Annotated in this window: 30 protein-coding genes and 1 pseudogene; 4 read left to right on the forward strand and 27 right to left on the reverse strand. The window is 64.9% G+C overall.

From position 1 onward, the window contains the following. From H3O04_RS08170 to H3O04_RS08185, 4 genes and pseudogenes are all read right to left on the reverse strand, one after another. Positions 1 to 233 (reverse strand): annotated as a pseudogene (locus H3O04_RS08170) (type IV pilus secretin PilQ); the annotation flags it as partial. Next, positions 230 to 1,096, reverse strand: coding sequence for a pilus assembly protein (locus H3O04_RS08175; RefSeq protein ID WP_202587493.1), 867 nt, complete (start codon positions 1,094 to 1,096; stop codon positions 230 to 232). The pseudogene H3O04_RS08170 and the gene H3O04_RS08175, both read right to left, overlap by 4 nt. Beyond that, positions 1,093 to 1,737 (reverse strand): fimbrial protein, encoded by a 645-nt coding sequence (locus tag H3O04_RS08180; RefSeq protein ID WP_202587498.1) that lies wholly within the window; start codon positions 1,735 to 1,737, stop codon positions 1,093 to 1,095. The genes H3O04_RS08175 and H3O04_RS08180 overlap by 4 nt, the downstream gene beginning before the upstream one ends. Continuing rightward, a complete protein-coding gene (locus H3O04_RS08185) occupies positions 1,737 to 2,660 on the reverse strand; it encodes a competence protein ComA (protein WP_202587497.1) in 924 nt (307 codons plus the stop codon). The genes H3O04_RS08180 and H3O04_RS08185 overlap by 1 nt, the downstream gene beginning before the upstream one ends. A gap of 226 nt (positions 2,661 to 2,886) precedes the next feature. Here H3O04_RS08185 and H3O04_RS08190 point away from each other — a divergent pair, with 226 nt between their 5' ends. Next, positions 2,887 to 5,274, forward strand: coding sequence for a penicillin-binding protein 1A (locus H3O04_RS08190; RefSeq protein ID WP_085962274.1), 2,388 nt, complete (start codon positions 2,887 to 2,889; stop codon positions 5,272 to 5,274). A gap of 81 nt (positions 5,275 to 5,355) precedes the next feature. On the opposite strand, the gene cyaY is transcribed toward H3O04_RS08190, so the two are convergent. Then, positions 5,356 to 5,682, reverse strand: a complete 327-nt coding sequence (gene cyaY, locus H3O04_RS08195; RefSeq protein WP_006477165.1) for an iron donor protein CyaY — start codon at positions 5,680 to 5,682, stop codon at positions 5,356 to 5,358. 36 nt (positions 5,683 to 5,718) lie between these two features. Between cyaY and lptM the strand changes: the two genes are divergently transcribed. Next, positions 5,719 to 5,997 carry an LPS translocon maturation chaperone LptM gene (gene lptM, locus H3O04_RS08200; RefSeq protein ID WP_011546635.1) on the forward strand — a complete coding sequence of 93 codons (279 nt, stop codon included), beginning with the start codon at positions 5,719 to 5,721 and terminating at the stop codon, positions 5,995 to 5,997. A gap of 94 nt (positions 5,998 to 6,091) precedes the next feature. Here lptM and msrQ read toward each other — a convergent pair whose 3' ends face one another. From msrQ to H3O04_RS08225, 5 genes are all read right to left on the reverse strand, one after another. After that, positions 6,092 to 6,778, reverse strand: coding sequence for a protein-methionine-sulfoxide reductase heme-binding subunit MsrQ (gene msrQ, locus H3O04_RS08205; protein ID WP_202587499.1), 687 nt, complete (start codon positions 6,776 to 6,778; stop codon positions 6,092 to 6,094). 20 nt (positions 6,779 to 6,798) lie between these two features. Beyond that, complete coding sequence (gene msrP / locus H3O04_RS08210) at positions 6,799 to 7,794, reverse strand: protein-methionine-sulfoxide reductase catalytic subunit MsrP (RefSeq protein WP_202587494.1); 996 nt, start codon at positions 7,792 to 7,794, stop codon at positions 6,799 to 6,801. Between the two features lie 159 nt (positions 7,795 to 7,953). After that, positions 7,954 to 9,144 (reverse strand): c-type cytochrome biogenesis protein CcsB, encoded by a 1,191-nt coding sequence (gene ccsB / locus H3O04_RS08215; RefSeq protein WP_124478371.1) that lies wholly within the window; start codon positions 9,142 to 9,144, stop codon positions 7,954 to 7,956. Positions 9,145 to 9,148: 4 nt separating this feature from the next. Further along, the gene (locus tag H3O04_RS08220) at positions 9,149 to 11,362 is read right to left on the reverse strand and encodes a cytochrome c biogenesis protein ResB (RefSeq protein ID WP_006477169.1); all 2,214 of its coding nucleotides are present in this window, start codon (positions 11,360 to 11,362) and stop codon (positions 9,149 to 9,151) included. Positions 11,363 to 11,595: 233 nt separating this feature from the next. Beyond that, positions 11,596 to 12,249: a c-type cytochrome gene (locus H3O04_RS08225; RefSeq protein WP_011546640.1), complete on the reverse strand. Its 654-nt coding sequence runs from the start codon at positions 12,247 to 12,249 to the stop codon at positions 11,596 to 11,598. 214 nt (positions 12,250 to 12,463) lie between these two features. On the opposite strand from H3O04_RS08225, the gene yihA reads away from it, so the two are divergent. Both yihA and hemB read left to right on the forward strand, forming a co-directional pair. Further along, on the forward strand, positions 12,464 to 13,123 hold the full coding sequence (yihA, locus tag H3O04_RS08230; protein WP_006477171.1) for a ribosome biogenesis GTP-binding protein YihA/YsxC: 660 nt from the start codon (positions 12,464 to 12,466) through the stop codon (positions 13,121 to 13,123). 252 nt (positions 13,124 to 13,375) lie between these two features. Further along, a complete protein-coding gene (hemB, locus tag H3O04_RS08235) occupies positions 13,376 to 14,374 on the forward strand; it encodes a porphobilinogen synthase (RefSeq protein ID WP_041491940.1) in 999 nt (332 codons plus the stop codon). A gap of 130 nt (positions 14,375 to 14,504) precedes the next feature. Here the strand turns inward: hemB and dsbD are convergent, their stop codons facing one another. The 17 genes from dsbD to rpsN form a co-directional block, all read right to left on the reverse strand. Further along, positions 14,505 to 16,352, reverse strand: coding sequence for a protein-disulfide reductase DsbD (dsbD, locus tag H3O04_RS08240; RefSeq protein ID WP_202587495.1), 1,848 nt, complete (start codon positions 16,350 to 16,352; stop codon positions 14,505 to 14,507). Further along, on the reverse strand, positions 16,345 to 16,671 hold the full coding sequence (cutA, locus tag H3O04_RS08245; RefSeq protein WP_124678424.1) for a divalent-cation tolerance protein CutA: 327 nt from the start codon (positions 16,669 to 16,671) through the stop codon (positions 16,345 to 16,347). Before cutA ends, dsbD begins: the two co-directional genes overlap by 8 nt. 202 nt (positions 16,672 to 16,873) lie before the next feature. Continuing rightward, positions 16,874 to 17,269: a 50S ribosomal protein L17 gene (gene rplQ / locus H3O04_RS08250; RefSeq protein ID WP_006477175.1), complete on the reverse strand. Its 396-nt coding sequence runs from the start codon at positions 17,267 to 17,269 to the stop codon at positions 16,874 to 16,876. 149 nt (positions 17,270 to 17,418) lie between these two features. Then, a complete protein-coding gene (locus tag H3O04_RS08255; protein WP_006477176.1) occupies positions 17,419 to 18,396 on the reverse strand; it encodes a DNA-directed RNA polymerase subunit alpha in 978 nt (325 codons plus the stop codon). Positions 18,397 to 18,520: 124 nt separating this feature from the next. Continuing rightward, positions 18,521 to 19,144, reverse strand: a complete 624-nt coding sequence (gene rpsD / locus H3O04_RS08260; protein ID WP_006477177.1) for a 30S ribosomal protein S4 — start codon at positions 19,142 to 19,144, stop codon at positions 18,521 to 18,523. Positions 19,145 to 19,298: 154 nt separating this feature from the next. Beyond that, complete coding sequence (gene rpsK, locus H3O04_RS08265) at positions 19,299 to 19,700, reverse strand: 30S ribosomal protein S11 (RefSeq protein WP_004197937.1); 402 nt, start codon at positions 19,698 to 19,700, stop codon at positions 19,299 to 19,301. Positions 19,701 to 19,728: 28 nt separating this feature from the next. Beyond that, positions 19,729 to 20,094 carry a 30S ribosomal protein S13 gene (gene rpsM / locus H3O04_RS08270; protein WP_006477178.1) on the reverse strand — a complete coding sequence of 122 codons (366 nt, stop codon included), beginning with the start codon at positions 20,092 to 20,094 and terminating at the stop codon, positions 19,729 to 19,731. 38 nt (positions 20,095 to 20,132) lie between these two features. After that, the gene (gene rpmJ, locus H3O04_RS08275; RefSeq protein ID WP_004199844.1) at positions 20,133 to 20,249 is read right to left on the reverse strand and encodes a 50S ribosomal protein L36; all 117 of its coding nucleotides are present in this window, start codon (positions 20,247 to 20,249) and stop codon (positions 20,133 to 20,135) included. A 20-nt stretch (positions 20,250 to 20,269) separates the two neighbouring features. Further along, positions 20,270 to 20,488, reverse strand: a complete 219-nt coding sequence (gene infA, locus H3O04_RS08280) for a translation initiation factor IF-1 (RefSeq protein WP_004521905.1) — start codon at positions 20,486 to 20,488, stop codon at positions 20,270 to 20,272. A 7-nt stretch (positions 20,489 to 20,495) separates the two neighbouring features. Beyond that, complete coding sequence (gene secY, locus H3O04_RS08285; protein WP_006482915.1) at positions 20,496 to 21,845, reverse strand: preprotein translocase subunit SecY; 1,350 nt, start codon at positions 21,843 to 21,845, stop codon at positions 20,496 to 20,498. Positions 21,846 to 21,887: 42 nt separating this feature from the next. Beyond that, on the reverse strand, positions 21,888 to 22,322 hold the full coding sequence (gene rplO, locus H3O04_RS08290; protein ID WP_006477180.1) for a 50S ribosomal protein L15: 435 nt from the start codon (positions 22,320 to 22,322) through the stop codon (positions 21,888 to 21,890). 26 nt (positions 22,323 to 22,348) lie between these two features. After that, a complete protein-coding gene (gene rpmD, locus H3O04_RS08295) occupies positions 22,349 to 22,531 on the reverse strand; it encodes a 50S ribosomal protein L30 (RefSeq protein ID WP_006400644.1) in 183 nt (60 codons plus the stop codon). A gap of 15 nt (positions 22,532 to 22,546) precedes the next feature. Beyond that, entirely contained in the window at positions 22,547 to 23,065 is a 519-nt protein-coding gene (gene rpsE / locus H3O04_RS08300) for a 30S ribosomal protein S5 (protein WP_006752931.1), read from the reverse strand. A gap of 14 nt (positions 23,066 to 23,079) precedes the next feature. Further along, on the reverse strand, positions 23,080 to 23,445 hold the full coding sequence (rplR, locus tag H3O04_RS08305; protein WP_006477183.1) for a 50S ribosomal protein L18: 366 nt from the start codon (positions 23,443 to 23,445) through the stop codon (positions 23,080 to 23,082). Positions 23,446 to 23,457: 12 nt separating this feature from the next. Further along, positions 23,458 to 23,988 carry a 50S ribosomal protein L6 gene (rplF, locus tag H3O04_RS08310; RefSeq protein ID WP_006477184.1) on the reverse strand — a complete coding sequence of 177 codons (531 nt, stop codon included), beginning with the start codon at positions 23,986 to 23,988 and terminating at the stop codon, positions 23,458 to 23,460. An 18-nt stretch (positions 23,989 to 24,006) separates the two neighbouring features. Next, complete coding sequence (gene rpsH / locus H3O04_RS08315) at positions 24,007 to 24,402, reverse strand: 30S ribosomal protein S8 (protein WP_006477185.1); 396 nt, start codon at positions 24,400 to 24,402, stop codon at positions 24,007 to 24,009. Between the two features lie 14 nt (positions 24,403 to 24,416). Continuing rightward, positions 24,417 to 24,722 carry a 30S ribosomal protein S14 gene (gene rpsN / locus H3O04_RS08320; protein WP_006482884.1) on the reverse strand — a complete coding sequence of 102 codons (306 nt, stop codon included), beginning with the start codon at positions 24,720 to 24,722 and terminating at the stop codon, positions 24,417 to 24,419. Positions 24,723 to 24,727 lie beyond the last annotated feature (5 nt).

Raw genomic sequence — 24,727 nt, forward strand, 5'->3', positions numbered from 1 at the left:
GTTTCCGTCGGCAGTGCCGTGCGCGCCGCCTGATCGAATGGCGGCGGGCCGGCGTCCTGCGCTACCGCACCGTCCACGCCGTCGGCCACGCGCAGCGGCTGCGGCAAGCCCGGCACCGACACATCCGTCGCCCCGGCGGGCCAGACCGCGGGCAGCGGCGGCAACGACGCGCCGGCGTCGGCCGCCGTCACCCCGGCCCAGATGGCAAATAGCCAACAGCCGTGTTTCGTCATGGCCGGCCTCCGTCGTCCAGGACGAGCCGCTGCGCTCCGTCCGCCGTCGCAAGCGTCACGGCCGCGCGCTCGACGCGCACCACGCGCGCGGCCCCGAGCAGGTCGCCAGGCGCAACGGCGGTGAACGCGCCCTCGCCGTCGTCGAACAACGCGAGACCAGCGCGCGCGTCGCGAATCGTGCCGGCAAGGCGCGCCGCGTGCCCCGCCGCTTCGGCCGGGCCAGCCTCGCCGAACGGATCGGTGTCGAGCACCGCCGCGCGAACCAGCGTGTTGTCCGCCGCGGCCGTTGTCGCCGGTAGCGCCGGAAACACGTCGACGGACATGTCCACCCGCGCCGCCGCCATGCCACGCTCGATACGCAGCGCCGTCGGTACCGCCAGCACCGGGAAGCGCGCGAGCCCGCCAACCATGTGCAGCAGCGCGCGAAAATCGCCATCCGCGGCGATGTGCACGGTGCGCCGGCCGTCCGATTCCGCACCATCGGCGCGCTGCGGCTCGATCGATACCCCGCGCAGCCCGCTCGACGCGGCGAGATCGGCCAGTTCCAGCATCAGTGCCGCCCATTCCGGCGCATGCGGCGAATGATCGTCGCGCGTCGACGCACGATGTCCGTCGCGTCGTCGTCCCGCAGCAGCAAGCACGCGTTGCGCGTCGGCCGCGCGCGTCTGCGCTGCGGCGAGCAACGCGCGACTATGGGCCAGCCCGCTCCAGTCGGCCGCATTCGCCAGATGAATGCCGCCGGCCAGCACGGCGGAGAATGCCAGTACACACCCCATGGCATGCACGGCCGCCGGCGACACCCGCGGCAGGCCGCCCGACCCGGCGCCTCCGCGCAGCGCCGGCCGATGCACGAGCGCGGTCATGCGCCACCTCCCGACACCTTCCGCGACGACATCGCGTCGTGCCAGCGCAACTGCACCGAGAACCGGAACGGGCTCCCGGCCGGGGCAGCCGGCGCGTCCGAGGCAGGCTTCAACGTCTCTATATCGATCCGCCAGTCGCGCTGCTCGCGCGCCATCGCGGCGAGCCACCGCGCAGCCGCCCGGTAACTCGCGGCACGTGCATCGAGCACGGCGCCGGTCGACGTCATGCGCAGCGCGTCGAGCCGGATATGATCGGCGCGCACCTGCGTGAGGGTCTCGAGCAACCCTGCCACGCGCCGGTAGGGTGCGGCCAGCGCAGCCGCCTGCGCGTCGCGCTGCGCGACGGCGGCTGCGACATTGGCGGCGCGTGTCGCAGCCGCCACCTGGGGCTGCAACTGCCGCAGCCGCGTCTCCACGCTGGCCCGCTCGGCGTCCACCCGCCACCGCGACAACCCGGCAGCGCCCGTCCACAGCCCGGCGCCGAGCACGCCGAGCAGGACCGCGACACCGCACTGCGCGGCCCGGCGACGCCGCAACGCCTGCGCCAATCGTTCGCGGTACGGCAGCAGGTTGAAGTCGCCGAGTACCGCCTGCCCGGGCGCAACCGCCGCGGCCCCGCTCGCCGCCACGTGACCGGCCATCATTCCCACACCCCGCGCAACGCCAGCCCGAATGCGACGGCAAACGCCGGGCCGCCCGGCATGCCGGCGCGCGCGCACGGCTGGCCGTCCCACCCCGTGCAGTCGAACGGCACCACCGCCGTGCCGAGCACATCGCCAATCTCGGCGACGGACGTGTCGAAGCGGGCGATACATCGCTCGTCCCCGGCGACGAATACGCAACCCACGGCTCCGAGCACGCGCCGGCGCAATGCATCGGGAAGCGCTTCCGGCAACGGGCCGGACAGCGTGAGCACCGGGACAGCCGACCGGCCCTCGATGCGCCAGCCGCGCACGCCCGCGTCACAGAACCACAGCACGGCGTAGGCACCCTGCGCGTCGAGTTCGAACTGCGCGGCATAGCGCAGCGCGCGCAGCACGGCAACCGACTCGCCGTCGATCACCGTCAGGTCGATACCGGCCTGGGCGGCCACGTCGATCCGCCGTTCGAGCAGCGCCAGCGGCGCCACCGCCACCGCGATCTCGCCGGACCGCACGCCGCCGTAATGCCGCCAGTCGAACGCCAGACTATCCGGCGCCAGCCCCGAAATGCGTTCGGCCGCTTGCCGCGCGGCGTCCGGGATGTCGCCGCGCCCGGCCAGATCGAGCGTCGCGGTACGCATCTCGTCATCGTGCAGCGCCATCACGCCGCGCACGTCGCACTGCACATCGGACGCCGATAGCCGCGACACGGCGGCCGCCAGCGACCGCGCGACGGCTGCCCAACGCGCGTCTTCCGGCCCGCCCGCCAACCCGACCGGCTCCCGCTCGAGCCCCTCGACGCGCACATTCGTGCACTTGCCGCGCCGGCTCACCACGGCCACCCTCACCTCGTGCGCACCGACGTCGATTCCCGTCGACCGGTGCCTGCCCTGTGCAAACCGCGCTACCCATCGTCCTGCCATCCCAGCCTCCCGAGATCGTCGCGGCCCACGCCGCGTTTCCGAGACCTGATTCTGCAAAGCGATGCGTGCGGCCGACAGTCGGCCAGACGGCCAGCATCTGCTCGCGGCGGCCGCGCACGGACTTATGCTGACGGCACGCCGACCGCGGCTTTCCGACGGGCGGCCCCCGCGTCAGGACCGGTCTTACCGGGCAGCTATAATCGCGGGACTGTTTTCCGGTATGCCTATGCAATCCACGACTCCTACGTCCCCGCCTCCCGCCCCGGAGCCGAAGAAGCGGCCCTGGTGGCAAAAAGTCCTGCTCGGCTTCGCCGCGATGTGCGTGGCCCTCGTCGTGGCCGGCGGCCTCGTGCTCGGCTACGCGCTCGTCGTGGCCTGGCCGAACATGCCGTCGCTCGACGCGCTGACCGACTACCGCCCGAAGGTGCCGCTGCGCATCTATACGTCCGATCACGTGCTGATCGGCGAATTCGGCGAGGAGCGCCGCGACGTCGTCCATTTCAAGGACGTGCCCGACTCGCTGAAGAAGGCGATTCTCGCGATCGAGGATGCGCGCTTCTACGATCACGGCGGCGTCGACCTCACCGGCATCATCCGCGCCGGCTTCGTCGCGCTGACGAACGGCCACGCGTCGCAGGGCGCGAGCACGATCACGATGCAGGTCGCGCGCAACTTCTTCCTGTCGAGCGAGAAGACCTACACGCGCAAGATCTACGAGATGCTGCTCGCGTACCGGATCGAGCGCGCGCTGACGAAGGATCAGATTCTCGAGGTCTACATGAATCAGATCTATCTCGGCCAGCGCGCGTACGGCTTCGCGAGCGCCGCGCGGGTCTATTTCGGCAAGGACCTGAAGGACATCACGCTCGCGGAAGCCGCGATGCTCGCGGGGCTGCCGAAGGCGCCCTCTGCGTATAACCCGGTCGTCAACCCGAAGCGCGCGAAGGTGCGCCAGGAATACATCCTGCAGCGGATGCTCGAGCTGAACTTCATCACGCGCGAACAGTACGACGAAGCCGCCGCGCAGCCGCTCGTCGTCAAGGGGCCGGGCCGCGATTTCAGCGTGCACGCCGAGTACGTCGCGGAAATGGTCAGACAGATGATGTACGCGCAGTATCGCGAGGAAACCTACACGCGCGGCTTCAACGTCGTCACGACGATCGATTCCGCGGACCAGCAAGTCGCGTACACCGCGCTGCGCAAGGGCATCATGGATTACGAGCGCCGCCACGGCTATCGCGGGCCGGAAGGCTTCATCGAGCTGCCGGCCGGCGCCGACGATCGCGAACAGGCGATCGACGACGCGCTGCTCGAACATCCCGACAACGGCGAGCTGATCGCCGCGGTCGTGACGGCCGCGAGCCCGCGCCAGATCACGGTGGCGTTCATCGACGGCAGCACGGCGACGATCGAGGGCGACAACCTGCGCTTCGCGTCGGGCGCGCTGTCGACCAACGCGCAGCCGAACCGCCGCATCCGCCCCGGAGCGATCGTCCGCGTCGTGAAGAACGACGCCGGCAAATGGTCGATCACGCAGTTGCCGCAGGTCGAAGGCGCGTTCCTGTCGATCGTCCCGCAGGACGGGGCGATCCGCTCGCTCGTCGGCGGCTTCGACTACAACAAGAACAAGTTCAACCACGTCACGCAGGCGTGGCGGCAACCGGGTTCGTCGTTCAAGCCGTTCATCTACTCGGCGTCGCTCGACAAGGGCCTCGGGCCGGCGACCGTGATCAACGACGGCCCGCTGTATTTCAGCGCCGCGGAAACGGGCGGCCAGCCGTGGGAGCCGAAGAACTACGGCGGCGGCTTCGAGGGCCCGATGTCGATGCGCACCGCGCTGCAGCGCTCGCGCAACCTCGTGTCGATCCGGATTCTCAACAACATCGGCACGAAATACGCGCAGCAATACATCACGCGCTTCGGCTTCGACGCCGATCGCCATCCGGCCTACCTGCCGATGGCGCTCGGCGCCGGCCAGGTCACGCCGCTGCAGATGGCCGGCGCGTACTCGGTATTCGCGAACGGCGGCTATCGCGTCAATCCGTACCTGATCGCCGAGGTCACCGATCCGAACGGCGCGATCGTCGCGCGCGCGCAGCCGCTCGTCGCGGAGCAGAACGCGCCGCGCGCGATCGACGCACGCAACGCCTACGTGATGAACAGCCTGCTGCAGAGCGTCGCCCAGCGCGGCACGGGCGCACGGACCAACGTGCTCAAGCGCACCGACCTCGCGGGCAAGACCGGCACGACGAACGACTCGCACGACGCGTGGTTCGCCGGCTACCAGCACACGCTCGCCGCGATCGCGTGGATCGGCTACGACAATCCGCGCAGCCTCGGCGATCGCGAAACCGGCGGCGGCCTGTCGCTGCCGGTCTGGATCGAGTACATGGGTGCGGCGCTGAAGGGCGTGCCCGAGTTCAAGCCGACGGTGCCGGACGGTGTCGAATCGCTCGGCGGCGAACTGTACTTCACCGAGTTCACGCCGGGGCACGGCTTCGTGTCGACGGTCGGCGTGCCGCAGGCGCCGGCCGCGCAGAACGTCGACGAGGCCGTGCCGCACGTCGACGAGCAGGAAAAGCAGGACATCATGAACCTGTTCCGCGGCCACTGACGCCCGGCCCGGCCATGAAAAAAGCGCCCCGCGGGGCGCTTTTTCTTTGGGCACGACGCGCGGAGCGCCGCGCCCCGGCCGTCACGCGCCGAACGTGATCGGCAGGCCAGCCTGCTGGGTCGCGTACTCGGTGAGCGCCGAGAAGAACTCGGTACCGGTGCGCGTATCGCGCCATTCGCCGTCGATGAAACGGTAGTGGAAGCCGCCGGCCTTCGCGGCGATCCACACTTCCTTCATCGGCGGCTGCAGGTTGACGATGATCTTCGAGCCGTTCTCGAACGTCAGCGTCAGCACGCTGCCGTTGCGCTCCAGATCGATGTCGTGATCGCCGTCGTTCGCGACGTCCACGGTACGCTCGACGGCCGCCAGCACGGCCTCGGCACGGGCCAGGTATTCAGTATCGGACATGCTAAACTCTATCGGTTAAATTGTTCAGGGACGATCATGCGAGTCGTTTTCCGGATGAGCGCGATTGTAGCGGCTTTGGCGATTCTTGCCGGCTGCGGTCAAAGCGGCGCGCTCTATCTGCCCACCGTGCCCCCGATGCCCAAGCCGATCCAGCCGCAGAACACGCCGCCGTCGGATGTGAAACCGACCGACGAAAACGCGTCGTCCGACGAGACGCCCGATACGTCCGGCTCACCGCTCATGCTGTCGCCCGAGCTGTCGAGCAGTGCCTCGACCCTGCCCGCTCCGGCCTCGGGCCCGGCCGCCACGAAGTAACGACGCGAGGCCGCCCGCGCGGCGCGCGCAACGAGGCGATGACTTCCCGGTCATCGCCTTTTGTTTTTTCAGGATATCTTTCCAGGCCGCGCCGTCACGCGCGCACGCGCCGCCATCCCCACGCAACCAGCCGCCAGCCGAGCAGCACGGCGACGATCGCCGCGTAGAGCTTCGGCTGCGCGAGATTGTGCTTGCCGGCGCGCATCCACCAGAAGTGCAGCACGCCGAATAGCGCGATCGCATAGATGGCGCTGTGCAGCGTCGCCCAGTGGCGGCCGAGCCTGCGCACCATCGCGCGCGGCGACGTCGCGGCAAGCGGGATCAGCAGCACGAACGCCGCGAAGCCGACCGTGATGAACGGGCGCTTGCCGACGTCCTTCAGGATCGCGACGACGTCGAACCACTTGTCGAACCACAGATAGGTCGTGAAATGCAGCGTCGCGTAAAAGAACGCGAACAACCCGATCATCCGGCGAAAGCGCAACAGCGGCGCGAAACCCGTCATGCGCCTGACCGGCGTGACGGCAAGCGTGACGCACAGCAGGACGAGCGTCCATAGGCCCGTCGAGCGCGTGATGAACTCGATCGGGTTCGCGCCGAGCCGGTCGGTCAGCCCGAACAGCACGAGGCGCGCGAGCGGATAGAGGCCGGCCGCGAACACCAGCACCTTGGCCGGTGCGAGCCAGCGCGGCGCGGCGGGCCGGCTCCCACCCGCGCGCGCCCCTCGTGCGGCCGGCCCGGCGCTTGCGGCGCGCGCAGGCGTGAGCGTCGAAGGCGGCATGTCGTTTCTCACGGTCACGCTCAGAAATCCTTCTTCAGGTCCATGCCCTGATACATCGATGCGACCAGATCGCCGTAGCCGTTGAACATCAGCGTCTTGCGCTTGGGCGTGAAGAAGCCGTCCTCGCCGATGCGCCGCTCGGTGGCCTGGCTCCAGCGCGGATGATCGACGTTCGGGTTCACGTTCGAGTAAAAGCCGTACTCGTTCGCCGCATACGTGTTCCAGCTCGTCTTCGGCTGCTTGTCGACGAAGCGGATCTTCACGAGCGACTTCGCACTCTTGAAGCCGTACTTCCACGGCACGACGATCCGCACCGGCGCGCCATTCTGGTTCGGCAGCACCTGCCCGTAGACGCCCATCGTCAGCAGCGTCAGCGGATTCATCGCCTCGTCCATCCGCAGCCCTTCCGAATACGGCCAGTCGAGCACCGGCGTCGACAGGCCGGGCATCTGCGACGGATCGGCCAGCGTGATGAACTGCACGTATTTCGCGTTGCCGGTCGGCTGCACGCGCTTGATCAACTCGGACAGCGGCACGCCGATCCACGGGATCACCATCGACCAACCCTCGACGCAGCGCAGCCGGTACACGCGCTCCTCGAGCGGCGCAAGCTTCAGCAGCTCGTCGAGATCGAACACCTTCGGGTGCTGCACCTCGCCCTCGACGCTCACTCGCCACGGGCGCGGCCGCAGCGTGCCGGCGTTCTGCGCCGGGTCGCTCTTGTCGGTGCCGAATTCGTAGAAGTTGTTGTAGGACGTGATGTCCTTGAACGGCGTCACCTTGTCGATGGCGACGAATTTCGGATTGGTCTTTGCCGCGAGCTTCGCCGCTCGCGAGTCGGGCGATGCATACGCGGCGAGCGCCGCGCCGCTGGTGCCGAACAGGCCGCCCGCGGCCGCGAGGCCGGCGGCCTGCAACACGCGCCGCCGGTTCTCGAATACCGCGCGCGGCGTGATCTCGCTCGACGCGATATCCGCGCCGGTCAGTACGTTACGCAAAGGGCGTTTGATCCACATCGTGCAGCTCCTCCCGCATGCGCGGCGCGCATGCTTCATCAGCGTTCGACCCGGCCCGTCACGCGTCGTTCGACGCCCGGTTCGCCCGCCCGTTACAAAACAAAACCGCCGGGCACGCAGTGCACCGGCGGTCTGATAGTCGGACGAGCAACGGAAATCTTACAGTTTGCCGTAGCTGTGCAGCCCGGACAGGAACATGTTGACGCCGAGGAACGCGAACGTCGTGACCAGCAGGCCCGTGAGTGCCCACCATGCGGCCACCGCGCCGCGCAGGCCCTTCATCAGCCGCATGTGCAGCCACGCCGCGTAGTTCAGCCACACGATCAGCGCCCAGGTTTCCTTCGGGTCCCAGCTCCAGTAGCCGCCCCACGCTTCGGCCGCCCACAGCGCGCCGAGGATCGTCGCGATCGTGAAGAACGCGAAACCGACCGCGATCGACTTGTACATCACGTCGTCGAGCACTTCCAGCGTCGGCAGGCGATCGGCGAGGATGCCCCGTTCCTTCATCAGGTACGCGACCGACACCATCGCCGACAGCGCGAAGCTGCCGTAGCCGATGAAGTTCGCCGGCACGTGGATCTTCATCCACCAGCTTTGCAGCGCCGGCACGAGCGGCTGGATCTGCTGCGCATCGCGCGCGACCGAGTACCACATCAGGAAGCCGACCGCCGCGCTGATGACCAGCAACACGAACGCGCCGAGCGAACGCGTGCCGTAGTGGCCTTCGTAATACAGATAAAGCAGCGCGGTGATCAGGCTGAACAGGACGAACACTTCATAGAGGTTCGACACGGGGATATGCCCGACGTCCGCACCGATCAGGTAGGACTCGTACCAGCGCACCATCAGCCCCGTGAAGCCCATCAGCACGGCAACCCACGTGAGCTTCTGGCCGATCGCGGCACCCGTTTCGGAGCGCGCGAGCAGGCCGATCCAGTAGAAGATCGTCGCGAGCACGAACAACGCGCTCATCCACAGGATCGCCGACTGGCTCGACAGGAAGTACTTGAGGAAGAACGCCGAATCGGCGCGGGCGAGATCGCCCTGGTAGATCTGGATCGACAGCAGCGACAGCACGGCGATCGACGCCATCATCAGCCGCGCCGGCTTCCAGCGCCAGCCGAGCGCGACGAGCGCCGGCACGGTGCCGATCATCACCGCCTTGTCGTAGTAATCCATGTGCGCGTTGTAGTGCACGAGCGCATAGCCCGCGCCCGCCACCAGCGCCAGGGCGAACAGCCAGTCGAACAGCGACAGGCGTGCGAGGAATGGCCGCTCGTCGAACAACGGCGACGATGCCGGCGCCGGAGCCGACGCCGTACGGGAAGAGGAAACTTGCGTGAGATCCATGATGTTACCGGGTGGAATTCTCGGAATCGGAACCGCCGCCGGCAGGCGGGCGGGCCGTCGAAGCCGCACCGGCGGGCGCGGCGTCGCGAGGTGCGGCGCGCAAGGCGGCGCCGGCCGCGTCGCGCGTCTGCACGAATTCTTTCTCGAAATCGAAGGTCTTGCGGGCCGTGGACATTGCCATCACCACATCGACGCCCGAACCGGCGTCCTTCAGCCAGAACCAGAGTCGCCGCTCGCGCACGTAGAACATCGAGAAGATGCCGGCGACCAGCAGCAGGCTGCCAAGATACACCAGATTCTTGCCGGGTGCGCGCGTCAACTGAAATACCGAAGCTTGCACCTGCTTGAACGAGTCAAGCTGCAAATAGACCGGCGATCCATACAAGAAGCTGTCGGATAGCGCGTTGATCGCGTTCTGCACGAAGCGGATCGTGTCGGTGCCCTGCTGCGCGGCCGGCTCGCCGGCACGCTCGCGCGCAATCTGCCAAACCTCCCACATCGAGCCCTCGAGCATTCGCAACAGCAGGCTCGCAGCCTTCTCCTGCTCGCCCTTCGGCACCGAGCGGTCGATGAAGGTCGCCACCGCCTGGAAGCCGCCGACCGGCTGGCCGTCCGCCCCGCGGCCGATGCTGTCGTCGCTCGCCGCAAAGAGGGTCAGCACCTTCGACGCGCTGTCCTGCAGACGGCCGCGCAGCGACGCGTCGCCCGGCAGCGAGCGCTGCGCGAAGCGCGCGGCGGCTTCGGTACGCACCGCCGGGTCCTCGAGCGCGGCCCGCAGGCGCATCCATTCGCCGATCGAATCCTGGCTGTCGGCCGGGATCCGCATGTAGCGGAACGGATCGTTCGGGCTCGCGCGCACGCCAGCGAGGAACACGCGCTCGCCATTCATGTCGACAGGCAGCATGTAGTTGTTGAATTCGCGCGCCTGGCCGTCCTTGCCGCGAATCTTGTATTGCACCGACGGGCCAATGTTGTGGAGCTGCGTCGGCTTCGACGTCTTCGCGCCCGAGCCGAGCCGCTCGTCGAACACTTCCTTCAGCGAGCTGGTCGTCGCGACGCCGCGTACGTCCGGCTTGCCTTTCGCGTCGGCCATGTTCTCGACGTTGATCGCACGGAAGTCGGAGAACTCGATCGTGTCGCCGTCGGCGCCCGGGACCTGCAGCGGGGCCGAGCTGCCGATCGTGCCCTTCACCGGGACGGTCGCCGCCTGGCTGCCGGTCATCGGATAGGCCGTCATCTGCATCTGCGAGCCGCCGTCCTGGAAGCTCGACTGGTAGATCGACACGCCCTTGTACGTGAACGGCTTGTTGACCTCGACCCGTGCCGGGATCTTCCGGCCGGTCTCGCGATCGATCACGACGATGTCGCTCGCGAACAGCTTCGGCATGCCCGTCGTGTAGTAATCGACGATGAACTTGTCGAGCTGGATCGAGAACGGCAGATCCTGGATCAGCGAGCCGCTCGGCTGGTTCAGGATCGCGGTCGACACGAACTGGCCCTCCGGCACCCACGCATAGCCGCGGAACGTCGGGTTCGACGCGGACAGGCGATGGTCGGGCGAAATCTCGCTGATCGTCGCGCTCGTGTTGACCGGGCTCTTGCCGAATATCCACATCTGGAATTTGATCGGCAGGTTGCTGTCGAGCAGGCCGCCGATACAGATCACGACGATCGCGAGGTGCGCGGAGATGTAGCCCCACTTGGTCATCGCGCCGCGCTTCGCGGAAATCAGCGTCGCGCCGTCGGTTTCACGCACGACGTGCTTGTAGCCGGCCTTCGTGACGAAACTGGCGAGCGTCGCCGCGACGCTCGCGCGCGTGCCGGATGCCGTGTACTCGGCCTTGTGGTGGAATGCGCGCAGGCTGCCTTCGCGGACCTTGTCCTTCCAGCTCTTCGCATCGGCGAGCATCTTCGGCGCGTTGCGGATCACGCACAGCGAGATCGACACGACGAGGAAGATCAGGATCAGCATGAACCACCACGCGCTGTACACGGTGTACAGGCTGAGCGAGCGGAAGATGTCCGCCCAGAACGGCCCGAACTGGTTCACGTAGTTCGGATACGGATCGTCCTGGGTCAGGACCGTGCCGATGATGCTCGCGATCGACAACACCACCAGCAACGCGATCGCGAAACGCATCGAGCTCAGCAGCTCGACCGCACGTTTCGACGCACCCTGCCCCGACTTCGACTGCAACCCCGACGTGGTAACGCTCATTCAAACTCCGACTAAGGGGAAACAGCCCCCACGCTCAACTATGTTCGGCTCGGGAGGCGCAGCCCCCCAATCGCCCGCAAGCCGCGCCATCCCGGCTCGGCCCGGCGCGTGCCGACAAAAAAGAAGGGCGAGGCAACCGCGACGACGCGGCGCCCCACCCTTTTCTTGTTCTGACCTTGTTCTGACTCCGGCCGCCCTTCGGGCGCCCGGTCATTCCGTTCGCGGCTGACCGCTCAACGCAGGCCCGCGATGTAATCCGCGACGGCCTTGATCTCGGTATCCGACAGCCGCGACGCGATCTGATGCATCGCCTCGTTGTTGTTGCGCGCGCCGGCACCCTGCTGGAACGCGGTCAACTGCGCGACCGTGTAATCGGCCCATTGCCCCGACAAACGCGGATACTGGACCGGGATACCCTGCCCCGTCGGCCCGTGGCAGCTCGCGCAGGCAGGTACACCCTTCTCCGCGATGCCGCCGCGATAGATCTTCTGGCCGACCGGCACGGTCGCCGCATCGCGAGCGGTACCGAGCTTCGTCGTCTGCGACCCGTAGTACGCGGCGACGTTGCGCATGTCGTCCGCGCTCAACGCGCTCGCGAATCCGACCATCACCGCGTTGTTACGCACCGGCCCCTTCGCGCCCGGCTGCGTCTTGAAGTCGTTCAACTGCTTGACCAGATATTCGGGATGCTGGCCGGCGAGCTTCGGGAAACTGCCCGACGCGCTGTTGCCGTCGGCGCCGTGACACGACGCGCAGACCTGCCCGGCAATCGCCTTGCCGCGGTCCAGATCCGGCTTGGCCGCATCTGCCGCATTTGCCTCCGCTACGAAACCTACGAACCCTGCTGCAACCTGAAGCACCATCAGAGACTTGCACAGTCGATTCATTCGCACACCCTGTTTCGTCTTGTGGGAATTTGAGGTTCTGCAAAAAACGACGGCGTTCAGTCTACCGCAGAAGCCACATAAAAGCGCGAGGCAGGCGCCCGGTGGCCTTCGGTAAAACCGCCGTATTGTACAATATCGTGCTGAAAGCCCCCGCGCCTATCGGGGCTACCCCGCCTCCACCAAGCGGCTCGCGCCGCCCGTCCTTCCGGTTCCCATGGCCTTTCTGCTCCATCAAGCCCGCTTCTACACGACCGTCAACCATCTGCGCGACCTGCCGCCGACGGTTCAGCCGGAAATCGCGTTCGCGGGCCGCTCGAATGCCGGCAAGTCGACGGCGATCAACGTGCTGTGCAACCAGAAGCGGCTGGCCTTCGCGTCGAAGACGCCCGGCCGCACGCAGCATATCAACTACTTCTCCGTCGGCCCGGCCGCCGAGCCCGTCGCGAACCTCGTCGACCTGCCCGGCTACGGCTACGCGGAAGTGCCCGGCGCCGCCAAGGCCCACTGGGAAATGCTGCTGTCGTCCTATCTCGCGACGCGCTCGCAGCTCTGCGGCCTGATCCTGATGATGGATTCGCGCCGTCCGCTGACCGATCTCGATCGACGGATGATCGAGTGGTTCGCGCCGACCGGCAAGCCGATCCACACGCTGCTGACGAAGTGCGACAAATTGACGCGCCAGGAAAGCATCAATGCGCTGCGCAACACGCAGAAGGGGCTCGACGCGTATCGCGACCAGGGCGTGAAGGGCAAGCTGACGGTCCAGCTGTTCTCGGCGCTGAAGCGTACGGGGCTCGACGAGGCCCATGAACTGATCGAGAGCTGGCTGCGGCCGTCCGTCGCCGACGAAAAAAGCGAGCCTGTAGCACAATGAGCGGGCAACGCGCGGCTGGGATCGGCTGTGCGCACCTGACGGCACCTGCGGATTCGGCCGGCTCATAAAAAAACCCGCCGTTGAACGGCGGGTCAAACAGCCTAATCGAAAAACGACAGGCACCCGCTCAGGGAGGAGAAGCGGGGAGCTGCACGCAACGCGTGCCGCTCGATCGCTATCATATACCAACGATCTCGAAAATGACCTAAGGGTTCCGTAAGGTCTTCTTGCCCTGATTTCTGCCAAATCGCCATGAGCTTCCATCCGCTTCATCGTCCGCGCCGGATGCGCCGCGACGACTTCTCCCGCCGCCTGATGCGCGAAAACCGCCTGACCACCGACGACCTGATCTACCCGGTGTTCGTCGTCGAAGGCACCAACGAGCGCCAGCCCGTCCCGTCGATGCCCGGCGTCGAGCGTGTGTCGGTCGACCTGCTGATGCACGTCGCCGAGCAGTGCGTCGAACTGGGCGTGCCCGTGCTGTCGCTGTTCCCGGCCATCGATCCGTCGGTGAAAACGCCCGACGGCCGCGAGGCGGCCAATCCGGAAGGCCTGATTCCGCGCGCCGTGCGTGAGCTGAAAAAGCGCTTCCCCGAACTCGGCGTGCTGACCGACGTCGCGCTCGATCCGTACACGAGCCACGGCCAGGACGGCGTGCTCGACGAGAACGGCTACGTGATCAACGACGATACGATCGAAATCCTGATCGAACAGGCGCGTGCGCAGGCCGAAGCCGGCGTCGACATCGTCGCGCCGTCGGACATGATGGACGGGCGCATCGGCGCGATCCGCGAGATGCTGGAAAGCGACGGTCATATCCATACGCGGATCATGGCCTATTCGGCGAAGTTCGCGTCGGCGTTCTACGGCCCGTTCCGCGATGCGGTCGGTTCGGCATCCAATCTGGGCAAGGGCAACAAGATGACCTACCAGATGGATCCGGCGAACAGCGACGAAGCGCTGCGTGAAGTGCGTCTCGACATCGACGAAGGCGCCGACATGGTGATGGTCAAGCCCGGCATGCCGTATCTCGACATCGTGCGCCGCGTGAAGGACGAGTTCCGCTTCCCGACCTACGTGTACCAGGTGAGCGGCGAATACGCGATGCTGAAGGCGGCCGCGATGAACGGCTGGCTCGACCACGACAAGGTCGTGCTCGAATCGCTGCTCGCGTTCAAGCGGGCAGGCGCCGACGGCGTGCTCACGTACTTCGCGCTCGATGCCGCGCGTCTGCTGAAAGCGCAGCGCTGATCGCGCATCGGCACGCACCTGCAAAAACGGCGGGACACCTCGGTGTTCCGCCGTTTTTTGTTTACCGTCGATCGAGACTGTCAGCCGGCCCGAATCTTCCGTTCGCCAATTCGCCCCCCGGCGGCTACCGTCATACCGTCGGCACGGCCGCCCGATCGAGGCTGCGCAGGAACGTGTCGGCCGCCTGATAGCCGACCACGCGGCCGATCTCGTTGCCGTTGCGATCGAAGAAGATGATGCCCGGCGGCCCGAACAGGTTGAAGCGTTTGAGCAGCGCCTGATCGTCCGGGTTGTTCGCGGTGACGTCCGCGCGCACCAGGTGAAGCTTCGCGAGCCGCGCCTGCACGCGCGCGTCGGTGAACGTCAGATGCTCCATCTCCTTGCAGCTCACGCACCAATCGGCGTAGAAGTCGAGCATCACGGGCTGGCCCGACGTCTTCAGCAGCGCGTCGAGTTCGCCGCTCGAGCGCACCGATGCGAACGCGGGACCGTCCTGCGCGGCAGCCGCGCCGGCCGTCGCCGCGCCGCCGGACGCTACCGTACGCGCCGCCAGCACGGCCAGCGGCTTGACGGGATCGGTCGAGCCCGCAGCCAAGCCGACGAGCAGCGTCGCGGCCCAGATCGCGAGCGCGGCGCCCACGCCGCGGCCCAGGCGCCGCCAGATCGACGTGGCACCGGTATTCGGCGTGAACAGCCCGAGCGCCGCGGCCGCGATCAGCAGCCACAACGCCGCGAGCACCATCTTCAGCGCGCCCGCCAGCACCGGCCAGACGATCCACAACGCGGCCGCGAGCAGCACGATGCCGAAGAACACCTTGACGCCGTCCATCCACGCACCTGCGCGCGGCAGCACCGTCCCGGCCCCGACGCCGACGACCAGCAGCGGCACGCCGAGCCCCAGCCCCATCGCGAACAGCGCCGCGCCGCCGAGCAACGCATTGCCGGTGTGCGCGATGAAAGCGAGCACGGCGAACAGCGGCGCCGTCATGCACGCGCCGACGACCAGCGCCGACAACGCGCCCATCGCCGCGACCGCGGCGAAGTGGCCGCCCTGGCGCGCGCTCGATGCCTCGGCCGCGCCGTTCTGCCAGCGCTCCGGCAGGGCGATGTCCTTGCCCGAGATCAGCGACACCGCAAACGCGGTCAGCAGCACGGCGAACGCGCCAAGCACCCATGGGTTCTGCAACCATGCGCCGAGGCTCTGGCCGACCAGCGCGGCGGCGATCCCGAGTACCGTGTAGACCAGCGCCATGCCGACCACGTAGGTCAGCGACAGCGCGAAGCCGCGCGCATGCGTCACGCGCGTGCCCTGGCCGATGATGATCGCGGACACGATCGGAATCATCGGGTATGAACACGGCAGCAGGCTCAGCACGACACCCGCGACGAAATAGAGCGCGACGATCGTGAAGAAGCCGTGGCCTTCGAGCAGCGACTGCGCGAAATCGGCGCTCGTGACCTTGTCGAACCAGCTACCCGCGGCAGCCGTGTCACCAGACGACGCGGCGGCGCCGAGCGCTGCGCCATCGACCTTCATCACGTGCTCGGCCGGTGGATAGCAGATCCCTTCGTCCGCACACCCTTGCGACGTCACCGCGAGCTCGAACGGCCCGGCCGCCTGCTTTACCGGCACGTGAACGACGACTTCATCGCGATAGGTCTCGACGTTCTTCTGGAACGTCTGGTCGAACTTCACGTGGCCGGCCGGGTATTGCGGCTCGCCGAGCGTGGCCTGACCGCTCTTCACCGCGAACGCGAACCGCTCTCGATACATGTAATAGCCGTTGGCGATCTTGAAGCGGACGTCCACCTGTCCCGGCGATTCGCTCGCGCTGAACTTGAATGCAACCGACGGATCGAGGAAATCGTCGGCCGCGCGCGCGGCGGACAATCCGCCCAGCACGAGCACGAACGACAACAGGACCGCAAGAAACCGCAGCGCGCGCACGCGCACCGAAAGCGCCATACCGTTAAACATGAAATAGACGTTGAGTTTCGCTGGTCACCCACTGGCCATACGCGGCGGATGCCGTCGTCTGCCACGAGACGATTTCGGGCGTCTCGTAAGGATGATGCGCGAGAATGAACCGCTCCAGTTCGAGTGCCCGGACCGGGCTCGTCTTGAACAGCAACTGGATCTCGTCGGCCGTTTCGACCTTGCCCTGCCAGTGATAGCGCGACTTGATCGTGCCGAGCTCGGACACGCACGCGGCCAGCCGCCCACCGAGCGCGCCGTCGGCGAGCGCCGCAGCCGTCGCCGCATCGGGTACCGTCGTCAGCATCAGCACCACTATCATCCGCGCCCTCCTAACGAGTCTGCCGGCTTCTGCCGGCGCCGGTTACACGTTCAAGGACCGCACCGGTTGCCCCGTATCGTAGCGCAGCCCGCGCAACGCTGCCGGTACCGGCCTGCGACAATCGATCGCAGCCGGCATCTCAAAAACAAAAAGGGCCAAGCAATTGCTCGGCCCCTTTCAGATACTGCTGCGTACCGGAAGCTTACTCAGCTTCTTGCACGTTTTCCGTTTCGTCGACTTCCGGACGATCGAGCAGTTCGACCAGTGCCATCGGTGCGTTGTCGCCCACGCGGAAGCCGAACTTCAGCACGCGCAGGTAGCCGCCCGGACGGTTCGCGAAACGCGGACCGAGCACGTCGAACAGCTTCGCCACCGAGTCACGATCGCGCAGGCGGTTGAACGCCAGGCGACGGTTTGCCAGCGACGGCTTCTTGCCGAGCGTGATCAGCGGCTCGACGACCTTACGGAGTTCCTTCGCCTTCGGCAGCGTCGTCTTGATGACTTCGTGCTCGATCAGCGAGTTAGACATGTTACGGAGCATAGCCAGACGGTGGCTGCTCGTGCGGTTCAGTTTCCGCAGACCATGACGATGGCGCATTTCAGTTTCCTTGATTCAAAGTTTTGGTCCAGCTCTTCTATCGCACCTCGGAGGGTGCACGGGCCGGTAACGAAAAAAAGCAAGATGCGGATTTTAAAGGAAAATCCGCATCTTTGCCAACTACAGCTATAGCCAGGCTACAACCGGGCTTACTTGTCGAGACCAGCCGGCGGCCAGTTCTCGAGCTTCATGCCCAGCGTGAGACCGCGCGAAGCGAGCACTTCCTTGATCTCGTTGAGCGACTTGCGACCGAGGTTCGGCGTCTTCAGCAGCTCGTTTTCCGTGCGCTGGATCAGATCGCCGATGTAGTAGATGTTCTCGGCCTTCAGGCAGTTCGCCGAACGAACCGTCAGCTCGAGATCGTCCACCGGACGCAGCAGGATCGGATCGATCTGCGGTGCACGCGACGGCGCTTCGGCTGCCGTTTCCGTGCCTTCCAGCGCCGCGAACACGGACAGCTGGTCGACCAGGATGCGGGCCGACTGGCGGATCGCTTCTTCCGGCGTGATCACGCCGCTCGTCTCGATGTTCATCACGAGCTTGTCGAGGTCGGTACGCTGCTCGACCCGTGCGCTTTCGACCGCATAGCTCACGCGGCGAACCGGCGAGAACGATGCGTCGAGGACGATGCGGCCGATGATCTTGGCCGTGTCTTCGCCATAGCGACGGACGTTGCCGGGCACATAGCCGCGACCCTTTTCGATCTTGATCTGAACGTCGAGCTTGCCGCCCTTCGACAGGTGCGCAATCACGTGATTCGGATTGATGACTTCGCAATCGTGAGCCAGCTCGATATCGCCGGCGGTCACGACACCTTCGCCTTCCTTGCGCAGCGTAACCGTCACTTCGTCACGGTTATGCAGCTTGAACACCACGCCCTTCAGGTTCAGCAGCAGGTTGACGACGTCTTCCTGCACGCCATCCAGCGTCGAGTACTCGTGCACCACGCCTGCGATCGTGACTTCGGTCGGCGCGTAGCCCACCATCGACGACAGCAGCACGCGGCGAAGCGCATTGCCCAAGGTGTGGCCGTAACCGCGTTCGAACGGTTCCATGACCACCCTCGCGTGGTTCTCGCCCAGCGATTCCACGGCGATGATCTTGGGTTTCAGCAAACTGGTTTGCATGGGCTTTCCTTTTCAATACCCTCGGCTCGTTACACCGATAAGGCTGACCGGTAACAACCAGAAAATAAACAGCCGAGGCCCCTCCTTGCGCAACGCAATCGGGGTACCTCGGCCGTCAATCGGATTAACGCGAATACAATTCGACGATCAGGCTTTCGTTGATGTCGCCTGCGATTTCAGCGCGTTCCGGCATTTGCTTGAACGTGCCTTCGAACTTCTTCGCATCGACTGCAACCCAGCTCGGCATGCCGCCTTGCTCGGCCAGCGACAGCGCTTCGACGATACGCGCCTGCTTCTTCGCCTTTTCGCGGATCGCGACGACGTCACCCGCCTTCACTTGCTGCGACGGGACGTTTGCGACGACGCCGTTCACGGTGATCGACTTGTGGCTCACCAGCTGACGCGCTTCAGCGCGGGTCGAGCCGAAGCCCATGCGATACACGACGTTGTCGAGGCGCGACTCGAGCAGTTGCAGCAGGTTTTCACCCGTGTTGCCCTTGCGACGATCGGCTTCAGCGAAGTAGCGACGGAACTGACGCTCCAGCACGCCGTAGATACGCTTGACCTTCTGCTTTTCGCGCAGCTGCGTACCGTAGTCGGACGTACGTGCGCCCGAGGTACGGCCGTGCTGACCCGGCTTGCTGTCGAGCTTGCACTTGTCGGCGAGCGAACGGCGTGCGCTCTTCAGGAACAGGTCGGTGCCTTCACGGCGGGACAGCTTGGCTTTGGGGCCGATATAACGTGCCACTTTGCATTCCTTTATCAATCAGTCACGCGGATCGAAATCCGCGCTAGTCCGCTCCCTTTGGGGCGAACGGTGGGCTTAGTCAATCAAAAAAGCAACGCCCGTCGACGCTGAGCGGCGACAGGCAATGCGCTAGCACGAACGTGCCAGCACATCCTTAGATACGACGACGCTTCGGCGGGCGGCAGCCGTTGTGCGGAATCGGGGTGACGTCCGAAATCGCGGTGATCTTGATGCCGAGGCCGTGCAGTGCGCGCACTGCCGACTCACGGCCCGGGCCCGGGCCCTTGATCCGCACTTCCAGATTCTTCACGCCGTATTCCATCGCGACGCGGCCAGCCGACTCGGCTGCGACCTGAGCAGCGAACGGCGTCGATTTGCGCGAGCCCTTGAAGCCCTGACCGCCCGACGTCGCCCATGCCAGAGCGTTGCCTTGGCGATCGGTGATCGTGATGATCGTGTTGTTGAACGACGCGTGAACGTGAACCACGCCTTCAGCGACGTTCTTCTTAACCTTCTTGCGAACGCGTTGCGCCGCGGTGTTCGAAGCCTTAGCCATTACGTTTTCCTGTAACTGTCAGTTCCGCTTACTTCTTCAGCGCTTGCGCTGCACGACGCGGACCCTTGCGGGTACGTGCGTTCGTACGCGTACGCTGACCGCGCATCGGCAGGCCCTTGCGATGACGGACGCCACGGTAGCAACCGAGGTCCATCAGGCGCTTGATGTTCATCGTCACTTCACGGCGCAGATCGCCTTCGACGACAAACTTGCCCACTTCTTCACGCAGCTTTTCCAGGTCTGCGTCGGTCAGATCCTTGACCTTCTTCGAAAAATCGACGCCAGCTGCCACGCAGATGCTGCGCGAACGGGTGCGGCCGACACCAAAGATAGCCGTCAGGCCGATCTCGGTGTGCTGGTGATTCGGGATGTTAACCCCTGCGATACGAGCCATTGTTTTTCCTCAAACAAAAAGCGCAAACAAACGCGCGGTCAGCCTTGGCGCTGCTTGTGGCGCGGATCCGAGCTGCAGATCACGCGAACGACGCCTTTGCGCTTGATGATCTTGCAATTGCGGCAAATGCGCTTAACCGATGCCATCACTTTCATGATAATACCCTTTTTTCAAATCACTTCGCCCGGAACACGATCCGCGCACGAGACAGATCGTAAGGCGTCAACTCAACCGTCACCTTGTCGCCGGGCAGAATGCGGATGTAGTGCATCCGCATCTTTCCGGAAATATGCCCCAACACGACATGGCCGTTTTCCAGCTTCACACGGAAGGTCGCATTCGGGAGGTTTTCAATCACCTCACCCTGCATCTGGATTACATCGTCTTTGGCCATAGTCCTTTCAACGCATCGGGATGTTGCCGCCCTTGAAGTTAGCCTTCTTGAGCAGCGACTCATACTGTTGCGACATAACGTACGACTGCACCTGCGCCATAAAGTCCATCGTGACGACGACAATGATCAGCAGCGACGTTCCACCAAAATAAAACGGCACGTTCCAGCGCAGCACCAGGAATTCCGGCAGCAGACACACGAAGACGATGTAGATCGCACCGGCCAGCGTCAGACGCGTGAGGATGCGGTCGATATATCGTGCGGTCTGATCGCCCGGACGAATGCCCGGAACAAACGCGCCGCTCTTCTTCAGGTTGTCCGCGGTCTCCCTGCTGTTGAACACCAGTGCGGTGTAGAAGAAGCAGAAAAACACGATTGCCAGCGTGTACAGCAGCACATAGACCGGCTGGCCCGGCTTCAGCGCTTCCGCAACGTTATGCAACGTATTGGAAATCCAGCTTCCCGTCGGCTGACCGGTACTGAACCAGCCGAGAATCGTTGCCGGGAACAGAATGATCGACGATGCAAAGATCGGCGGAATCACGCCCGACATGTTCAGCTTCAGCGGCAGATGCGACGACTGCCCACCGTAGATCTTGTTGCCGACCTGGCGCTTCGCGTAGTTCACGAGGATCTTGCGCTGACCGCGTTCGATGAACACGACCAGGTAAGTCACCGCGGCGATCAGAACGACGATGATGATCGCCGAAATGATGCTCATCGAACCCGTACGCACCAGCTCGAACAACCCACCCACGGCATTCGGGAACCCTGCTGCGATCCCGCCGAAGATGATGATCGAGATACCGTTGCCCAGACCACGCTCGGTAATCTGCTCGCCGAGCCACATCAGGAACATCGTGCCCGTCACCAGCGTCACGACCGTCGTCAGACGGAACAGCATGCCGGGATCGGTGACGAGGCCCGGCTGGTTTTCCAGCGCGGCCGCGATACCGAATGCCTGGAAGGTCGCGAGCACCACGGTGAAATACCGCGTGTACTGCGTGATCTTCCGTTGCCCTGCCTGCCCTTCCTTCTTCAGCGCCTCGAGCTGCGGCGAAACGATCGCCAGCAACTGCATGATGATCGACGCCGAGATGTACGGCATGATCCCCAGCGCAAAGATCGTGAAGCGGGACAGCGCGCCACCCGAGAACATGTTGAACATGCCCAGGATGCCGCCCGCCTGGCTCTGGAACAGCTTAGCCAGTTGATCCGGATCGATGCCCGGCACGGGAATGTGCGCGCCGATGCGATAGACGATCAGCGCCAGGAGCAGGAACATCGCTCGCCGGCGCAGATCGCCGAATTTCGCCGTGCTTCGACCGGGTTTTGCAAGACTCGGGCTGTTAGCCAAGTACCTTCTCCGATGAATGCAAGTGACGACGCGCTACGCGTGTCACTCGGCGAACGAACCGCCAGCCGCTTCGATCGCAGCGCGCGCACCCTTGGTGGCACCGAGACCCTTCACGACGATCTTGCGCTTCAGTTCGCCCGTCGCGATGATCTTTGCGCTCTTCGTCAGCTCGCCGACCAGGCCGGCTTGCTTCAGTGCGAGCAGATCGATCTCGTCGACCGGCAGCTTCTCGAGGTCGCTCAGGCGCACTTCACCGACGAATTCCTTCGTCAGCGACGTGAAGCCGCGCTTCGGCAGACGACGTTGCAGCGGCATCTGACCGCCTTCGAAACCGACTTTGTGGAAGCCGCCCGAACGCGATTTCTGACCCTTGTGACCACGGCCAGCCGTCTTGCCGAGGCCCGAACCGATGCCACGACCGACGCGACGCTTGGCGTGCTTTGCACCAGCGGCCGGCTTCAGGTTATTCAATTCCATATCAACTCCTTGATCCGTAGGGCCGCTTACGCGATGACCTTAACGAGGTACGAGACCTTGTTGATCATGCCGCGGACCGCCGGCGTGTCCTGCAGCTCGCTAACCGAATTGAGTCGGCGCAGGCCCAGGCCACGCACGGTCGCGCGGTGCGATTCGCGGGTCCCGATCAGGCTCTTGACGAGCTGAACCTTGACAGTTTTTTCAGACATGGTGACCACCCGGGCTTAGCCCAAAATATCTTCGACGGACTTGCCGCGCTTCGCCGCGATGTCTGCCGGGGTCGACTGCTTGCGCAGACCGTCCAGCGTGGCGCGAACGAGGTTGTACGGGTTCGTCGAACCGTGGCTCTTCGCCACGACGTTCTGAACGCCCATCACGTCGAACACTGCGCGCATCGGGCCGCCGGCGATCACGCCCGTACCTGCCTTCGCCGGAGCGAGGAGGACAGCGGATGCGCCATGCTTGCCATGCACTTCGTGCTGCAGCGTGCCGTTCTTGAGCGGCACCTTGAACATGTTGCGGCGAGCTTGTTCCATTGCCTTCTGGACAGCGACCGGCACTTCCTTCGCCTTGCCCTTGCCCATACCGATGCGGCCATCACCATCGCCAACCACGGTCAGTGCGGCGAAGCCGAGAATACGGCCACCCTTCACGACCTTGGTCACGCGATTGACCGAAATCATCTTTTCGCGAAGGCCGTCGTCGCGCTCGTCAGCCTGAACTTTCGCTTGCATCTTTGCCATGACGAATTCCTTCCTTAGAACTTGAGCCCAGCTTCGCGAGCTGCCTCAGCCAGCGCCTTGACGCGGCCGTGGTAGCGGAAGCCCGAGCGGTCGAAGGCGACGGATTCGATGCCGGCAGCCTTTGCCTTTTCGGCAATACGCTTGCCGATCAGCGTCGCGGCATTGACGTTGCCGCCCTTGCCCGACTTGTCGGCCAGTTCTGCGCGCACTTCTGCCTCGAGCGTCGACGCGCTGGCGAGCACCTTGGTGCCGCAGGGCGAGAACACTTGAGCGTAGATGTGCGTGTTCGTGCGATGCACGGCGAGACGCGCGACCTGCAGCTCAGCGATCTTGATACGCGTCTGGCGAGCGCGGCGCAGGCGAGATTGAGTCTTATCCATGATTGCGCACCCTTACTTCTTCTTCGTTTCTTTGAGGATCACAACCTCGTCGGCATAACGCACGCCCTTGCCCTTGTAGGGCTCCGGCGGACGGTAACCGCGGACTTCCGCAGCCACTTGACCGACTTGTTGCTTGTTGATCCCCTTGATCACGATTTCGGTTTGCGTCGGGGTTTCAGCCTTGACGCCTTCCGGCATCTGGTGCACCACCGGGTGCGAGAAACCCAGCGACAGGTTCAGCTTGTCGCCTTGCGCTTGCGCACGGTAACCGACGCCAACCAGCGTCAGCTTGCGCTCGAAACCCTTGGTCACGCCGTGCACGGCATTCGCGATGATCGCGCGCATCGTGCCCGACAGTGCATTTGCTTCGCGGCTTTCGTCGACCGGCGACAGATTCAGCGTGCCGTCGTTGTTCGCCACGTTCACGAGCGGATTGATCGCTTGCGTGATGGTGCCCAGCGGGCCCTTGACGGTGATTGCACCGTCGGCCAGCTTGACTTCCGCGCCTTGCAGCGCGATCGGGCTCTTACCTACTCGAGACATGTTTCTCTCTCCTCGGCTTTAAGCGACGTAGCAGATGACTTCGCCGCCGACGCCGGTAGCGCGCGCCTTGCGGTCGGTCATCACGCCCTTCGGCGTCGACACGATTGCCACACCGAGGCCGTTCATGACCTGCGGAATGTCGTTACGGCCGCGGTACACGCGCAGACCAGGCTTCGACACGCGCTCGAGGCGTTCGATGACCGGGCGACCTGCGTAGTACTTCAGCGCGATATTCAGTTCGGACTTCGCACCTTCCGCCTTCACGGCGAAATCGTCGATATAGCCTTCGTCCTTCAGGACTTGCGCGATTGCAACCTTGACCTTCGACGAGGGCATCGCGACCGATACCTTCTCGACCATCTGCGCGTTGCGGATGCGAGTCAGCATATCGGCGATAGGATCACTCATGCTCATTTACGTTTCTCCTATTACCAGCTCGCCTTGGTCAGGCCAGGAATCTCGCCACGGAATGCGATTTCACGAATCTTGTTACGCGCGAGGCCGAATTTACGGAACGTGCCACGCGGACGGCCCGTGATCGCGCAGCGGTTACGCTGGCGGGTCGGGTTTGCGTTGCGGGGCAGTTGCTGCAGCTCCAGGCGTGCTTCGTAGCGCTCTTCTTCCGACTTGCTTTGGTCTTCGACGATCGCTTTCAGCGCTTCGCGCTTTGCTGCGAACTTCGCGACCAGGCGGGCGCGCTTCTTTTCACGTTCGATCAGTGCCAGTTTAGCCACGGTAA

The sequence above is a fragment of the Burkholderia sp. KCJ3K979 genome (assembly GCF_016759955.1).
GTDB lineage: Bacteria > Pseudomonadota > Gammaproteobacteria > Burkholderiales > Burkholderiaceae > Burkholderia > Burkholderia orbicola.

What these genes read in the sequence shown, in the direction of transcription:
- H3O04_RS08175 (WP_202587493.1), bottom strand. Translation starts at nt 1,096, where the DNA reads ATGACCGCGCTCGTGCATCGGCCGGCGCTGCGCGGAGGCGCCGGGTCG.
- H3O04_RS08185 (WP_202587497.1), bottom strand. Translation starts at nt 2,660, where the DNA reads ATGGCAGGACGATGGGTAGCGCGGTTTGCACAGGGCAGGCACCGGTCG.
- rplQ (WP_006477175.1), bottom strand. Translation starts at nt 17,269, where the DNA reads ATGCGCCATCGTCATGGTCTGCGGAAACTGAACCGCACGAGCAGCCAC.
- msrP (WP_202587494.1), bottom strand. Translation starts at nt 7,794, where the DNA reads ATGTGGATCAAACGCCCTTTGCGTAACGTACTGACCGGCGCGGATATC.
- infA (WP_004521905.1), bottom strand. Translation starts at nt 20,488, where the DNA reads ATGGCCAAAGACGATGTAATCCAGATGCAGGGTGAGGTGATTGAAAAC.
- rpmD (WP_006400644.1), bottom strand. Translation starts at nt 22,531, where the DNA reads ATGTCTGAAAAAACTGTCAAGGTTCAGCTCGTCAAGAGCCTGATCGGG.
- ccsB (WP_124478371.1), bottom strand. Translation starts at nt 9,144, where the DNA reads ATGGATCTCACGCAAGTTTCCTCTTCCCGTACGGCGTCGGCTCCGGCG.
- rpsH (WP_006477185.1), bottom strand. Translation starts at nt 24,402, where the DNA reads ATGAGCATGAGTGATCCTATCGCCGATATGCTGACTCGCATCCGCAAC.
- msrQ (WP_202587499.1), bottom strand. Translation starts at nt 6,778, where the DNA reads ATGCCGCCTTCGACGCTCACGCCTGCGCGCGCCGCAAGCGCCGGGCCG.
- rplR (WP_006477183.1), bottom strand. Translation starts at nt 23,445, where the DNA reads ATGGATAAGACTCAATCTCGCCTGCGCCGCGCTCGCCAGACGCGTATC.
- rpmJ (WP_004199844.1), bottom strand. Translation starts at nt 20,249, where the DNA reads ATGAAAGTGATGGCATCGGTTAAGCGCATTTGCCGCAATTGCAAGATC.
- H3O04_RS08255 (WP_006477176.1), bottom strand. Translation starts at nt 18,396, where the DNA reads ATGCAAACCAGTTTGCTGAAACCCAAGATCATCGCCGTGGAATCGCTG.
- yihA (WP_006477171.1), top strand. Translation starts at nt 12,464, where the DNA reads ATGGCCTTTCTGCTCCATCAAGCCCGCTTCTACACGACCGTCAACCAT.
- H3O04_RS08220 (WP_006477169.1), bottom strand. Translation starts at nt 11,362, where the DNA reads ATGAGCGTTACCACGTCGGGGTTGCAGTCGAAGTCGGGGCAGGGTGCG.
- rpsK (WP_004197937.1), bottom strand. Translation starts at nt 19,700, where the DNA reads ATGGCTAAGGCTTCGAACACCGCGGCGCAACGCGTTCGCAAGAAGGTT.
- cutA (WP_124678424.1), bottom strand. Translation starts at nt 16,671, where the DNA reads ATGATAGTGGTGCTGATGCTGACGACGGTACCCGATGCGGCGACGGCT.
- hemB (WP_041491940.1), top strand. Translation starts at nt 13,376, where the DNA reads ATGAGCTTCCATCCGCTTCATCGTCCGCGCCGGATGCGCCGCGACGAC.
- H3O04_RS08190 (WP_085962274.1), top strand. Translation starts at nt 2,887, where the DNA reads ATGCAATCCACGACTCCTACGTCCCCGCCTCCCGCCCCGGAGCCGAAG.
- lptM (WP_011546635.1), top strand. Translation starts at nt 5,719, where the DNA reads ATGCGAGTCGTTTTCCGGATGAGCGCGATTGTAGCGGCTTTGGCGATT.
- cyaY (WP_006477165.1), bottom strand. Translation starts at nt 5,682, where the DNA reads ATGTCCGATACTGAATACCTGGCCCGTGCCGAGGCCGTGCTGGCGGCC.
- H3O04_RS08180 (WP_202587498.1), bottom strand. Translation starts at nt 1,737, where the DNA reads ATGGCCGGTCACGTGGCGGCGAGCGGGGCCGCGGCGGTTGCGCCCGGG.
- rplO (WP_006477180.1), bottom strand. Translation starts at nt 22,322, where the DNA reads ATGGAATTGAATAACCTGAAGCCGGCCGCTGGTGCAAAGCACGCCAAG.
- rpsM (WP_006477178.1), bottom strand. Translation starts at nt 20,094, where the DNA reads ATGGCTCGTATCGCAGGGGTTAACATCCCGAATCACCAGCACACCGAG.
- dsbD (WP_202587495.1), bottom strand. Translation starts at nt 16,352, where the DNA reads ATGTTTAACGGTATGGCGCTTTCGGTGCGCGTGCGCGCGCTGCGGTTT.
- rpsE (WP_006752931.1), bottom strand. Translation starts at nt 23,065, where the DNA reads ATGGCAAAGATGCAAGCGAAAGTTCAGGCTGACGAGCGCGACGACGGC.
- rplF (WP_006477184.1), bottom strand. Translation starts at nt 23,988, where the DNA reads ATGTCTCGAGTAGGTAAGAGCCCGATCGCGCTGCAAGGCGCGGAAGTC.
- H3O04_RS08225 (WP_011546640.1), bottom strand. Translation starts at nt 12,249, where the DNA reads ATGAATCGACTGTGCAAGTCTCTGATGGTGCTTCAGGTTGCAGCAGGG.